This is a genomic window from Nodularia sp. LEGE 04288 (assembly GCF_963896525.1).
GTDB lineage: Bacteria > Cyanobacteriota > Cyanobacteriia > Cyanobacteriales > Nostocaceae > Nodularia.
Window position 1 is genome coordinate 1 of record NZ_CAWQOY010000108.1, and the last position, 13,541, is coordinate 13,541.

At 42.1% G+C, this 13,541-nt stretch carries 12 protein-coding genes; 5 read left to right on the plus strand and 7 right to left on the minus strand.

The features are described 5' to 3' along the window. Positions 1-47: 47 nt before the first annotated feature. The 4 genes from AACX33_RS12075 to AACX33_RS12090 all read right to left on the minus strand — a co-directional run bounded on the left by AACX33_RS12075 (position 48) and on the right by AACX33_RS12090 (position 4,222). The gene (locus tag AACX33_RS12075) at positions 48-1,442 is read right to left on the minus strand and encodes a TldD/PmbA family protein (RefSeq protein WP_194000529.1); all 1,395 of its coding nucleotides are present in this window, start codon (positions 1,440-1,442) and stop codon (positions 48-50) included. Between the two features lie 48 nt (positions 1,443-1,490). Further along, positions 1,491-1,907 carry a hypothetical protein gene (locus tag AACX33_RS12080; RefSeq protein ID WP_194000527.1) on the minus strand — a complete coding sequence of 139 codons (417 nt, stop codon included), beginning with the start codon at positions 1,905-1,907 and terminating at the stop codon, positions 1,491-1,493. Beyond that, positions 1,904-2,746, minus strand: coding sequence for an FAD-binding domain-containing protein (locus AACX33_RS12085; RefSeq protein ID WP_194000525.1), 843 nt, complete (start codon positions 2,744-2,746; stop codon positions 1,904-1,906). The genes AACX33_RS12080 and AACX33_RS12085 overlap by 4 nt, the downstream gene beginning before the upstream one ends. Positions 2,747-2,884: 138 nt before the next feature. Then, positions 2,885-4,222, minus strand: a complete 1,338-nt coding sequence (locus tag AACX33_RS12090; protein ID WP_194000523.1) for an aromatic ring-hydroxylating dioxygenase subunit alpha — start codon at positions 4,220-4,222, stop codon at positions 2,885-2,887. Between the two features lie 250 nt (positions 4,223-4,472). Here AACX33_RS12090 and bcp point away from each other — a divergent pair, with 250 nt between their 5' ends. The 4 genes from bcp to AACX33_RS12110 are packed head-to-tail and all read left to right on the plus strand — an operon-like array spanning position 4,473 to position 7,517. Further along, on the plus strand, positions 4,473-4,964 hold the full coding sequence (gene bcp / locus AACX33_RS12095; protein WP_194000521.1) for a thioredoxin-dependent thiol peroxidase: 492 nt from the start codon (positions 4,473-4,475) through the stop codon (positions 4,962-4,964). Positions 4,965-5,021: 57 nt separating this feature from the next. Continuing rightward, positions 5,022-5,681 (plus strand): type I restriction endonuclease, encoded by a 660-nt coding sequence (locus AACX33_RS12100; RefSeq protein ID WP_194000519.1) that lies wholly within the window; start codon positions 5,022-5,024, stop codon positions 5,679-5,681. 42 nt (positions 5,682-5,723) lie between these two features. Then, a complete protein-coding gene (locus AACX33_RS12105) occupies positions 5,724-6,350 on the plus strand; it encodes a type I restriction endonuclease (protein ID WP_194000517.1) in 627 nt (208 codons plus the stop codon). A 3-nt stretch (positions 6,351-6,353) separates the two neighbouring features. Then, positions 6,354-7,517, plus strand: coding sequence for a cysteine desulfurase family protein (locus AACX33_RS12110; protein WP_194000515.1), 1,164 nt, complete (start codon positions 6,354-6,356; stop codon positions 7,515-7,517). Positions 7,518-7,639: 122 nt separating this feature from the next. Here the strand turns inward: AACX33_RS12110 and AACX33_RS12115 are convergent, their stop codons facing one another. Continuing rightward, positions 7,640-8,671 carry a cyanophycinase gene (locus tag AACX33_RS12115; protein WP_194000513.1) on the minus strand — a complete coding sequence of 344 codons (1,032 nt, stop codon included), beginning with the start codon at positions 8,669-8,671 and terminating at the stop codon, positions 7,640-7,642. A gap of 162 nt (positions 8,672-8,833) precedes the next feature. Further along, on the minus strand, positions 8,834-10,024 hold the full coding sequence (locus AACX33_RS12120; RefSeq protein ID WP_194000511.1) for a glycosyltransferase family 4 protein: 1,191 nt from the start codon (positions 10,022-10,024) through the stop codon (positions 8,834-8,836). A 326-nt stretch (positions 10,025-10,350) separates the two neighbouring features. On the opposite strand from AACX33_RS12120, the gene AACX33_RS12125 reads away from it, so the two are divergent. Next, positions 10,351-10,809 carry a YbhB/YbcL family Raf kinase inhibitor-like protein gene (locus AACX33_RS12125; protein WP_194000509.1) on the plus strand — a complete coding sequence of 153 codons (459 nt, stop codon included), beginning with the start codon at positions 10,351-10,353 and terminating at the stop codon, positions 10,807-10,809. Between the two features lie 410 nt (positions 10,810-11,219). Here the strand turns inward: AACX33_RS12125 and lepA are convergent, their stop codons facing one another. Then, complete coding sequence (gene lepA, locus AACX33_RS12130; protein WP_194000507.1) at positions 11,220-13,031, minus strand: translation elongation factor 4; 1,812 nt, start codon at positions 13,029-13,031, stop codon at positions 11,220-11,222. Positions 13,032-13,541 lie beyond the last annotated feature (510 nt).

The window sequence follows — 13,541 nt, forward strand, 5'->3', positions numbered from 1 at the left end:
TCTTCAAACTGCTCCCTGCCCCCCTGCCTCTTCAAACTGCCTCTGTTTCAAGTTTCCCCCCCAACTACCACATCCCGAATCCGCAGACTGGGGCCACCACAACCCACAGCTAAACCGTTCTGTCCACCTTTACCGCAACCACCAGACTCATCCCAATAAAAATCATCACCAACGGCTTCAATATCGGCCAGGGTTTGGAAAACATTGCCCGAAAGTGTGACATCTCTGACAGGTTCGGCTATTTCACCGTTTCTAATCATCCACGCTTCCCCAGCACTAAAGGTGAACATTTCCCCGTTTGTCATGCCACCTAGCCAGTTACGGGCATATACTCCTGATTTTATATCTGTGAATAAGTCGGCAACTGGTGTTTCACCTCGTTGAATCCAAGTATTTGTCATCCGGACAATGGGGTTAAAGTGATAATTTAGACAACGTGCATTACCAGTAGGGGCTTCGTTTAATTTGCCTGCGGTTTCGCGGGAATGTAAACGTCCTACTAAAATGCCATCTTGAATTAATTGGGTAGTACTACTGGGTGTGCCTTCGTCATCGTACAAATAGCTACCGCGATGACCTTCAGGGGCAGCCCCATCAAAAATTTGTAGTTCTTTTGACCCAAACCGCCGGCCAATGGTCATCACTTCCAAGAGATCGGGGTTTTCGTAAGCCATATCAGCTTCGGAAAGATGTCCAAAGGCTTCGTGAACAAATAAACCAGTAAGGATGGGGTCAATGACTACTGTGTAGGTATTGCCTTTGACAGATGGTAGAGTTAAGGCAGCGATCGCTCTTTCGGCTGCACTTTGAACTTGTTGATCCAAAGCGGTTAAATCTTCATAGCCTTTGCGAGAACCAGTGGTTTCCCTGCCTGTTTGCACAGTTTCACCATTTCTGGCGGTGGCGGCAAAACGCATTTCCATATCTACCCAAGATTGCTCGATGAAAGTTCCTTCTGAGGTAGCAATAATTACTTTTTGGGCGCTGTCACCGTAGCGGACTGAAGTGGTGGTGATGCGATGATCAAGACTTTTCAATATATCAGTATAGCGATCGCACAATTCTTTTTTCTGCTTCACCGGAATTTTGCGGGGATCAGTTCCTGTGAGGGGTAGTTGGCAAATTGCTTGTACTGGATCAATGGGGGCGAGGATAGTTTTTTCATCACCTACCATCCTAGCTGCGGCGATCGCTTCTTCAATGCGTTCTTTAATTGTCGCTAGTTGGTTAAAACTACTGAATCCCCAGCCACCTTTATAACAAGCGCGAATATGTCCCCCAATGGAAATGCCTTCACTGAGGGTTTCTAACTTGTCGCCACGTAATATAATATCTGTTCCTTCTGCTTGTTCTAGGCGGATGACTAGGTAATCTACACGGGGTGAGTAGCGGCGGATGAGGTCGGAGAGGATGTTTTGGGTGTCGGTGAGGGTGGTTAGCATTTGGGGGATTAAGAGGCAGGGGAGCAGGGAGCAGGGAGCAGGGGGGATTTAGTTAAAGAGGTGTTTTTCGGCTATTTTCCAATAACGGGAGAATCTTTTGAGGTCGATGTGACCGTCGTATTCCAGGAATGGTTCTGTTTCCCAGGTTTCTAGGGTTAAGGTTTTTTCTATTTGGTCGCAAATCTGATTAAATCTGGGACTGGGACTGGTGGATGTTACGACTAAATCAGCATGGTTTTCTTGGGCAAATGCTAAAACTTCTTGTGCCACATTACCACGGCGAATGATCACGGGTAATTCTAATAAGCATTCATAAATAAATGTGATGCGTTTGAGGCTGAGTTGCCATTCTGCAATTAAGGCTTCATCCCATACCCAGATGGCTGGGGCTTCGGGGTATTCTTGTAATGCGGGGTTGTAGGGACTCAGGGAGTCTCCATGTACCCAAACGATTGGTTTACTCATTTTTTACTTTTTTTGCCTCTTTGCCAGCTTTGACTATTGGGTTTCTTGGTAAATTCTCCTTGGGGAAATAGTCGTTGTTCTAATTCTTCGTAGCTACCTTCAAAATCACAATGACCGTAAAGGGGACATTGGCGACAATAAACTCCTTGGGTATAGCGTTCTAGGTTCTCACGATTGAAAAAATAAGGTTTATGGCTAAAAGTGCTGGCGACCCACTGCCATGACATATTATTACTTGCTGGGTCACCATCTAGCAGGTGTTCTAGAAACCATTTGGCTCCGGCTTGCCAACGAATGCGCCGCCAGTGGACAATGTAAGCGGCTAGCCACATCCGGATATGGTTGTGTAAGTAGCCAGTTTGACCTAATTCATGGCTAAAACTATCAATGCAAACCATTCCTGTAGTCCCGGCGGTGATATCTGCTGGTAGTTTGTCAGCGTAATCTGTTGGGGTGTACCCAGTTTTATATTCTTCTTGATCTTCCCAGATGCGATCGCCTAGTTTGACATATAATCTTTGCCAATAGTCACGCCAGCCCAATTCATTAATCAGTTTAGTAGCATCATTGGGGTGTTCTACTTTTTCCAGGACATGATCCCGTATTTCTCGCAAGCTTAAAACCCCATAACGAATATAGGGCGAAAGTCTCGTTACAGCGCCAGTTAAAGAATTACGTGTTTTTGCGTAATCCACAGGATTAACTTTTTGTAGTGCTTTCTCAGCCGCCTTACGTCCTCCCACAGTTTCACTAATATGATCATCCCTTTCTACCGCATTGGGGAATTGTTCCCGCAGGTAAGCTATCAATTCATCGCGGTTAGTAAAATCACGTCGCATATTTTTTAATTCATAATTCCTGATTGATGAAAATGCGCCTCATTAATTAGCCCACGTAGGTGGGCTTTGTGTGTATAGCCCCAGAATTCTATTCTGAGGGTAAAATATAGCGCAGCCTCACATAGAATTGGGATAAAACTATAGTTTTTCTGGATGGATATAGTCTACAAAGTAGAACTTAGGAATTAGCCGGAATTTCAGCCAAGAGTAAGCAGCCATACTTAAAGCAGCCGTAATTACCAAAGGTAAACCCAACTTAATTCTCAGTGCATCAGGAAGTAAAGCCACACCAGCAATAATACTTGTGCTGTAGATTAAAAGTCCCACCTGTAAGCGCTGTATAACCTTTAGCGCATTGCGACAACTACTACAATGCTGGGTATGTTGTGAATAACGATCCAGCAACACAGAACGGTTATCATTAATTTGCGGGCTGGGTGGAACAATAATTCCCACTTCTCTCCACGGTAGCTGACCGAAACAATGCTGATCAAACCAATTACGAAACTCAATTACCAAACGGTCTGCACTTGTCGGTAACTTGTAGATAGTTTTCCAGCTTTCAACTGCTTGTCTTTGTTGTAGAAACTTTTCTTGCTGATGTAAAACAATCATATCTCCATCCAGCACCAGATTACGGGTATTGATATGACTCCACCACCGGGGTGTCAACCTATGCAGTTTTTTAGCAAAGTTACGGGGAAATTGGGCAACAATTCTTGATTTACCTGGAGACACCGGAATGCAGTAAGTCACCAGTCCCATTTTTTTATCTCCAGAGTCGCCAAAGTTGATAGCATACTCTAACCGACAAGGAGGTTCAAAAGTGATAGTAGTTTTGAAGCGTCCAGCAGTCATGACCTCAATTAACTTTGGTGTTGATTGCACAACCTCCATAAGTATGGGTGTAGCATATTCTCTCTTACCCTGTACCCCGTGATGGGTAAAAGGTACATGACTAGGGTCTGCGACATTTTCTACTAAAGTTTGCCAGTCATATTCCAAATCGCGGACATAAGAAGACCAAACATATCCCTTATCAGCATCTACTTGAGGTGAAAGTGGTAACGGCGTATTGGCGGCTGCTTCTGCCGATTTAGCATCAGGCCAAACCCAAAGTAAATCATTAGCTTGGCGAACTGGTAGTGAAATTACACAGAATTTATCTTGATTTTTAGTAACAATTTCTGGATTCTCTCCTTGGGGAATGTGAGTACAAATCCCTTGAGAATCAAATTGCCAACCATGATAACTACACATTAAATTACCAGTTTTTTCGTCAACACGTCCTTCACTCAGAGGAGCGAGACGGTGGGGACATTGGTCTAAAAATACCTGGTAAGTCTCAGACGATTTAGGCTTCCAGATAACTAAACGAATTCCTAAAAGAGTGACTGAAGTTGGTCGTGTGGGGTCAATATCTTCTACAGGTGAGAGAGGATACCACTGTTGGAAAAAGTTAAATTCAGATGACATTTTAATCATGGCGAGGCTTAAATTTGGATGAAAATCTCACGCATTCGCCGTTAGGCGTTCTCGCAGAGTAGGCGCAAAGACGCAAAGTCAAGATATAAAAGTCAAGATATAAATAGTTTGACATGAGATCAAAAGATACGTCTCTTTCTCTGCGTACTCTGCGCCTTTGCGGTATGCGCTGCGCGAACGTTAAAAAAAATCTAGTCATCACAAGGTAAAATTTTGATGCCATCCCCATCTAACACCAATCATGAGTAACATTCCCGAAGCTGGACAAACCGCCCCTAATTTCCCCACACCAGACCAAAATAATCAGCCCATTAGCCTCAGTGATTTTAGCGGTCAGTGGGTTGTACTTTACTTTTATCCCAAAGATGACACCCCAGGCTGTACCACCGAAGCCAAAGACTTTACAGACTTGTCTCCCGACTTCAGCGCCCTGGGAGCAAAAATATTAGGTGTGAGTCCAGATTCCGAAAAAACCCATTGTAAATTTATTAACAAACATAATTTATCCATCACCCTGTTAAGTGACCCTGAACATCATCTCATAGAAGCCTATGGTGCTTGGCGCTTGAAAAAATTCATGGGTAAAGAATATATGGGTGTAGCCCGGTCAACATTTCTGATCTCACCTGATGGGATAATTGCTTACACTTGGCCAAATGTCAAAACTAAAGGTCATGCACAAGCAGTATTAATTAAATTACAAGAATTAGCAGCCACTTCAAATCCCCAGTGAGCCTAACAGCGCTATCATCGAATTAGGGTATAACACTTTTCGCCAGTTGCAATAAACATGGTTCAAGTTATTCCAGCACAAAATATCACCCTCGCTTACTTAAAAGAAAATTTTGCTTTAGAGAAATCTGAAGTTCAGCAATTTTTTACAGAGTGGTTTGACTCTTTACCTGAAATCTCCGAATTAGAAAAGCAATACTTAGATAGAGTTAAAAGTCACTATCTCAGCTTATTTGAAACTACTCCTCTTCTAGAAGAAGCAGTAAAAATGGTAGTCCTGTCTCCCTTACTAGATTTAGCTGGGTTTTATCGTTATCCTTTTCACATCGCCACAGAAGAATCTATAGAGATTAGTGAAACCATTATTATTAAGCTTGAAGAAGCAGTAGAAACATCTAAGGAAATTATTAAGGGTAAAATTGATGTATTAGTTATCCAAAATAAGTTATGGATATTGATTATAGAATCTAAACGCTCTAGTTTTTCTTTAGCGAAAGCAATACCTCAAGCACTTACTTACATGATAGCTGCGCCTACTTCTAATTATCCTGTATATTCGTTAATCATGAATGGGGAAGATTTCCAATTTATCAAAATAATTAAACAAAATAAAGCCGTAATATATGCCTTATCTGATAGATTTACTTTATATAGACGTGAAAATGAATTATATAAAGTTTTACAAATTTTAATGAAACTAGGTAAAATCTTTAGCTGATTGTTTGTTCTAATTAAGCCAATTATATAGTGTGAGAAAACTATGGTTCAATTTATTCAAGCGCAAAATGTTGGACTCGCCTATTTAGAAGAAAAATTTGGTCTGCAACAGGCTAAAAATGAGTCATTTTTTCCCGAATGGTTGGAAAATTTACCAGGAATTACAGATTTAGAAAAACAAGAGTTAGACAAAATAAAATCTCATTTTCTGCGTTTAGCAAAATATCCTCCTTTATCCGAAGAAACAGTAAAATTAGTTGTTTTATCACCTTTGCTGAATCTGGCTGGGTTTTATGACGAACCTTTTTTTATGAGAAGTGAACAATCAATTGAAATTTCGGCGGAGGATAAGGGAGAAATTATTCGAGGTAGAATTGATGTTCTGGTAATTCAAGAACAATTCTGGTTACTGGTAATTGAGTCTAAACGCTCTAGTTTTTCTCTTTTAGAAGCTATACCCCAAGCACTGACTTATATGTTAGCTAATCCTCATCCAGAAAAACCTGTGTTTGGATGTGTGACTAATGGTAGTGAGTTTATTTTTCTAAAGTTTATTCAAGAAAATATTCTCCAATATGCTCTGTCTGACCAATTTACCTTATTAAAAAGAAAAAATGAATTGTACGAAGTCCTAAGTATTTTAAAAAACTTCAGCAAAATTTTGAGTTAATTTATGTCTATTCGTCCTATATATCTCGATTGTCACGCTACTACGCCTGTAGATGAACGGGTATTAGCAGCAATGATTCCCTATTTTACAGAACACTTTGGTAATCCGTCTAGTATTGGTCATGTTTACGGTTGGGAAGCAGAAGCGGCTGTGAAACAATCACGGGAAATTTTAGCCGCAGCTATTAACGCGACACCTGAAGAAGTTGTATTTACAAGTGGTGCAACTGAGGCGAATAATTTAGCTATTAAAGGTGTAGCTGAAGCTTATTTTTCCAAAGGTCAGCATATTATTACTGTGGCGACAGAACATAGTGCAGTTCTTGACCCTTGTACTTATTTAAAATCTCTGGGATTTGAGATTACTGTTCTCCCAGTTCAGCCAGATGGAATTATTGATTTAACTGAGTTAAAAAAAGCTTTTCGTCCAGAAACCATTTTGGTTTCGGTGATGGCTGCAAATAATGAAATTGGTGTATTGCAACCGTTGGCAGAAATTGGGGAAATGTGTCGGGAAAACAATATAATTTTTCATACAGATGCAGCCCAAGCTATTGGTAAAATTCCCTTAGATGTACAGGCGATGAAAATCGACTTGATGTCGCTAACTGCACATAAAGTATATGGTCCCAAGGGTATCGGGGCTTTATACGTGCGTCGGCGTAACCCCAGAGTCCAAATTGCACCCCAGCAGCATGGCGGTGGACATGAACGAGGAATGCGTTCTGGGACTTTGTACACACCCCAAATTGTTGGTTTTGGAAAAGCTGTCGAAATCGCTTTGGTAGAACAAGAAACCGAAAATCAACGCCTCACTGAACTCAGACAAAGATTATGGGAACAACTTTCGCAGTTGTCAGGGGTTCACCTGAATGGACATCCTACCCAGCGACTAGCAGGAAACTTAAATATCAGTGTTGAGGGGGTAGATGGTGCTGCGTTATTATTAGGTTTGCAGCCAGTTATGGCAGTTTCTTCTGGTTCTGCTTGTTCTTCCACAACCACAGCACCGTCTCATGTGCTGACAGCCTTGGGACACTCGGAAAAACTCGCTTATGCTGCGGTGCGTTTTGGAATTGGGCGGTTTAATACTGCTGAAGAAATAGACACGGTAGCAAAGCAGTTAATTTCTACTGTTCAAAGTTTACAGTCCATCTTAAAAATCTAATGTAAATCCAAAAGCGGGCAAGATGCCCGCACCACAAAAGTGTAGAATAGTGTTTTCCAGTTCCTAATTAACAACAAGATTTCCGACTAAATCGGCATGATAACTGTTAACTGTTAACTGATTTAATAGGGGTCTGAATCGAATCGCCCCCGTTTGACGCTTCTGAGATAATAACCTCTGGTGGGTAAATCCTTTAAGTTGAAGGTATCACCACGGGGAACGCGCCAAATTTTGTAGTCGGAAAATGTCAGCGGAGTTTGGGGTTTGCATTCTTCTGGTGGATGGTCTCCTAAGACAAAATATGCTGCGCCTCTTCCCATGACTTTCGCCATACCGTATTTATCAACAACAACTGATGTTTCTTCGCTAATGGCTATCCCTAAAGCGCTTTTCGATACGCCATCCTGAATTTGACGGGCAATAAAAACCATAATTCGACCCATTCTTTTGCGTCTGTCACAATGGGTATCAATGATGGTTCCCGTTAAATGATTCCAGGGAAAAAAGTTATAAGTGAAAGTAATGTCTCGATAAGGATCTTCGAGGGCTTCTCTGGTTTCAATACCTTGTTCGGAAGAAGCACAAGCATCGTAGATGTAATCACTTTGAATCATTGCACCAGCACTGGTGCCGCCAATGCCACCGCCTTTGGTATAAACTGATTTAATGGCGGTTTCTAATTTGGTGTTTTTCCAACTGCGGATATATTCACATTGGTCGCCGCCAGCAAAGAAAATCACGCCAGCATTTTTGACTTTTTCCAGAATCTCCGGTTTGTTGGCATCTTGTCGATTACTAATGATAAGTGTTTCTACATAATTCACGCCCTGCATATTATAGATTAACCGATTGTAATCATCACTACCATAAGTGCGGATGACGACAACATTAACTTTGGTCGAGTAGCTATTAGTTCCCCTAACTTGATTAATCATCCACTGAATAGCTTCCTCTACATCGGGGCCGCCCCCACCTAAAAGATGCACAGGGCCGGCTAAGGGGCTAGCTAATGGGGGTCGTAAATCTAAAGTTTTGTCTTGGTAGTCGGGTTTTAGGAATGCGGTGAGACGGGATATGATTGAGGCTCCCATCTTTTTCCACATGGTTCCTATAGTCTTTAACCACTTTGCTATGTTTGGGAATACCTTTGTCATACTAAGCTGCTGGTGCAAACCACAATTATTGCTAACTCTCGCACCAGAAAGGGTGAAATTTCCAGCGTATAGGGATTGTACTGTTTTTTAACGCCAAATAATCTAGAGTAAACTTTAATTTTCAGCGTTATTCTGGAACCATTACCGTGTATGGACTGTGTTTTAAAGCCAAATAATTTGCGATCGCTCTTCCACGACTCGCTGATAAACTGTTTCTGTTTGCTGGGCTAATTTTGTCCAGTTGAAGCGTTGCGCTAAATCTTTGTAAGCATTATCAATCAACCATTGTCGATAACCAGGATGTTGCAAAACTTCTAAAATTCCCCAAGCGAGAGAATGAGGATTGTTTGTCCCTGTAACTATACCTGTTTGAGTGTGCTGCACTACTTCGGGAAATCCCCCTGTGTCTGAGACTACAACGGGAACACGAGAGGCAAAACTTTCTAACGCCACAATTCCAAAGGGTTCGTAAAGACTGGGAAATACGGCACAGTCAGCAATGGTTTGGAATTTATCTAAATATGTATCCGAGAGAAAGCCGGTAAAGTAACACTTGTGCCAAATTCCCAAAGCCCAGGCTTGATGCTGGAGAGCGTCAGTATTTCCACCACCAATTATCACAAATTTTACATCACCTGCCATTGATTTCAGGACTTGAGGTGCAGCATTAAGTAATACAGATACACCTTTCTCATAAGTCATGCGACCGACATAATAAACAATTTTTTCATGGTCTGCGGCAAATTGGCGGCGAAACTCTTGAGCATGAAAGTCTTCGCGGTGCTGTTTCTTTTCTGGTCGAATTCCGTTATAAATAACATCTATTTTGTTACCAGGGCTGTGTAACGCTTGTTGTATCTCTCGCCGCATATATTCTGTACAAACGATAATTCGCCAAGCGTTATAAGCGAGTAAATTCTCTTTATGATGAATATAACTTTGTATTTCTGTGTGAATACCGTTGTGCCGTCCGTATTCAGTAGCGTGGATGGTAGCAATGAGGGGAATTTTAAAGTTATGCTTTAAGGCGATCGCTGCATCTCCTACTAACCAATCATGAGCATGAATTAAATCAAAGGGGCCTTCCTCCAGAATTAACTTCCCTCCGTGATGTCCCATACTCTGGTTAAGATTGACTACCCAGTGGAAAAAGTCGTTACTATGTGACACTGGAACCCGATGCACTTTTATGCCCTCAACTATCTCATACATCGATGCTTGACCAAACTCTGAGGTAATTAGGTGAATTTCATGTCCTAGTTTCACCAGTTCCGGGTATAACTCCGCCACATGACGGGAAATTCCGCCAACGATCCTCGGCGGAAACTCCCAACTCAGCACCAGTATCTTCATTTACTAAACTCTCCAGTACCCTATAAATATCTAAAAATACAAAGATAGTAATTGTAGTGAGTATATTCACGACAATTTTTGGACAGAGATAATCAATCAAAATAACACAACCACAGAAAGAGGAGAAAAGACTTTCTGGTTTTTAGCATGGTTTTAATTTCATCACAGCAATATTTTTTTCACCTTGACTTCAAAGCTAAACACAGCCAGGAATGCGGTTGATTGATGTCTTGATCATCCTACCCCTGAATACCTTGCGGACAAGGAGACTACAGCCTGGTTATCTCTACATAACTGGTGAAAATTGTGATTAAAGAGCCAAAAAAATGAAACTGCTAAGTGACAGCTTTTCTGCCGATAGCATGATTCCCCTGAAATTTTCTTGTGAAGGCGCTGGTATTTCCCCCTCATTAAAGTGGGAAGATGTTCCCATTGAAACTCGCAGCTTTGCTTTGATTGTAGATGACCCAGATGCCCCAAATCGTACATTTGTGCATTGGGTTCTCTATGATTTACCTCTCCAGACTAGGAATTTACCAGAAGGAGTTCCCACAGAACCGATGCTAGAGGGAAGTGGTATCCACGGACAAAATGATGCCGACCAGTTCGGCTATACTCCTCCTTGTCCGCCGACTGGTATCCATCGTTATTTTTTTAAACTTTACGCCTTAGATGCGCCTTTAGGGCTGGATTTTGGTGCTTCCAAGGAACAATTAGAAGCAGCTATGGAAAATCATATTTTGGCTAAAGCAGAACTCATTGGACGTTACAAAAAGCAACGTTAACTGAAAAATCTTTAATCACCTCACCCCTTGGTAAGGCTACGGTGTACACAGAAGTCGGGAAATTCTTTTTTGTGTCATAAGACCCCACCCCTAGCCCCTCCCCGCAAGCGAGGAGGGGAACCGGATTTACAGTTAAATTCTGTTTTTAGGACTGGAAACTCTTTTTGGCTCAGGATGTGTGTACACGGTAGCTTGGTAAGGAGAGGGGAGATTTTGAGAATATAGCAACCGCCAAGGAGATTAGGACATTGTTTATTCAGGGCGGGCAAGATTTATCATATTAAGATGTGTACTTCATTTACTTGCAAAGTAGACAAAACCCTCTCCTTACCTTCGCATAGCGTCTCCCTTTGGGAGAAGGAGAGGGACAGGTTTTGCACAGTAAAACCAGGGTGAGGTTTTTCGGTAAATTAACTTTGATCTAAACGCAGCACAGCCATAAAAGCTTCCTGGGGTACATCCACTGTTCCCACAGATTTCATCCGCTTTTTACCTTTGGCTTGTTTCTGCAAAAGTTTCTTTTTCCGGCTGATGTCGCCACCATAGCACTTAGCTAGTACGTCTTTCCGCAAAGCCGGGATGTGTTCACTGGCAATGACTTTACTGCCAATTGATGCCTGAATTGGCACTTTAAATTGATGGCGCGGAATTAGTTCTTTGAGTTTTTCGGCCATTGACCGTCCCATGTTATAGGCTTTATCTCGGTGAACAATCATCGCCAAGGAATCAACGGGATCGCCGTTAATCATAATATCCAGCTTCACCAAGGGATTTTCACGGTAGCCGATAATATGATATTCCATACTGGCATAACCGCGCGATCGCGACTTCATCTGATCAAAAAAGTCGGTGACAACTTCCGCCAAAGGTAAATCGTAGGTCAGTGTGGTACGTCCTTGGGCGAGATATTTCATATCTTTGAAAACGCCTCGCCGATTTTGCGACAATTCCATCAAACTACCAACGTAGGTTTCCGGCGTAATCATTTCTACTTGGACATAGGGTTCCTCAATTTTCTGCCGTTCATTGGGACCCGGTAAGCGGCTGGGATTGTCTATATACAGTTCTTCCCCGGCGATCGTCACTACCCGGTAAACTACTGAAGGCGCTGTAATAATTAAATCTAGGTTATACTCTCGCTCTAAGCGTTCCTGGACAATTTCCATGTGCAGTAATCCCAAGAACCCACAACGAAAGCCAAAGCCCATCGCGCTGGAAGTTTCTGGTTCGTATTTGAGAGCTGCATCGTTGAGTTCCAGCTTTCCTAACGCTTCCCGTAAATCTTCAAACTGGTCAGCATCAATGGGAAACATCCCACAGAATACCATTGGTTTCGCTTCTGTATAACCCGGTAAGGGGGCGGCGGCTTTCGCTTTCGTTAAAGTGATTGTGTCTCCCACTCGTGCATCGGCTACGGCTTTAATGGCGGCGGCAAAATAGCCTACTTCCCCAGCGTGGAGTTCTTCAACTTCCATTTCTGTGGGAGAAAGCACGCCTAACTCGTCAATGACGTATTCTTTTTCGGAAGCCATCAAATAAACGCGATCGCCTTTTTTGATTTTGCCATCCATCACCCGGAAATAAACAATCACTCCTCGGTAGGTGTCGTAATAGCTATCAAAAATCAACGCCCGTAAGGGTGCATCTAGGGTGTCTTTAGGTGGTGTGATCCGCTCTACAACTGCTTCTAAAATTTCATTAATGCCAATTCCCTCTTTGGCAGAAGCCAGAATCGCACCACTACAATCTAAACCAATAATTTCTTCAATTTCGCTAATTACCCGGTCTGGTTCAGCCCCAGGTAAATCAATTTTGTTTAAAACCGGAATAATTTCCAGGTCGTGTTCTAAAGCCAAATACAAATTGGCTAAAGTTTGCGCCTCTACACCTTGAGAAGCATCTACCACTAACAGCGCTCCTTCACAAGCCACAAGACTCCGAGACACCTCATAAGAGAAATCCACGTGTCCGGGAGTATCAATTAAATTTAAGACATACTCCTGACCATCCTTGGCTTTATAATTCATCCGGGCAGCTTGCAGCTTAATTGTAATGCCGCGCTCCCGTTCAAGATCCATGTTGTCAAGGAACTGTTCCTTCATTTTGCGCTCATCTACAGTGCCAGTGGCTTGCAATAAGCGATCAGCGAGGGTAGATTTCCCGTGGTCAATGTGAGCAATAATACAAAAATTGCGAATGCGATCTGCGGGAACATCAGTCATATACTATCTTTGCTGAAGCAGCAACCAAGGTTAAACAAGAAATTTACTTCATATATTTTAATGCTTTCTTAGCAAAGAAGCTGTTTTACGAGAGTTAAACAATTTTGGATTTTAGATTTGGGATTTTAGATTGACCCCGACCACCAGGATCTGGGGAATTTGGGATTTTGGCTGATCTCAAATACTCGCACTCGCTGAGTACGCTACGCTAACGGTAATCTAAAATTGGCACGGTCAAACAATTTAAAATTTGAAATTGACTTTGCAAAATATATATAAAGTCTATTTTACATGATGGGATTGACCAATCAGGAGCGTACAATAAATATATGTAAGTAAATCATCTAGAGATCGTGGGCTGTTACACTCCGTAACTGCCTATAACTACTGATTTAGTCACACAAATTCTAGAGCCGTTGTCTAGCGAGTTTGATGACCTTGACCATTTAAAACCAAATGCTGTGAATTTGGTGGGTTTTTGGGGAACTATCTGACTGTGCAGTCAATTTG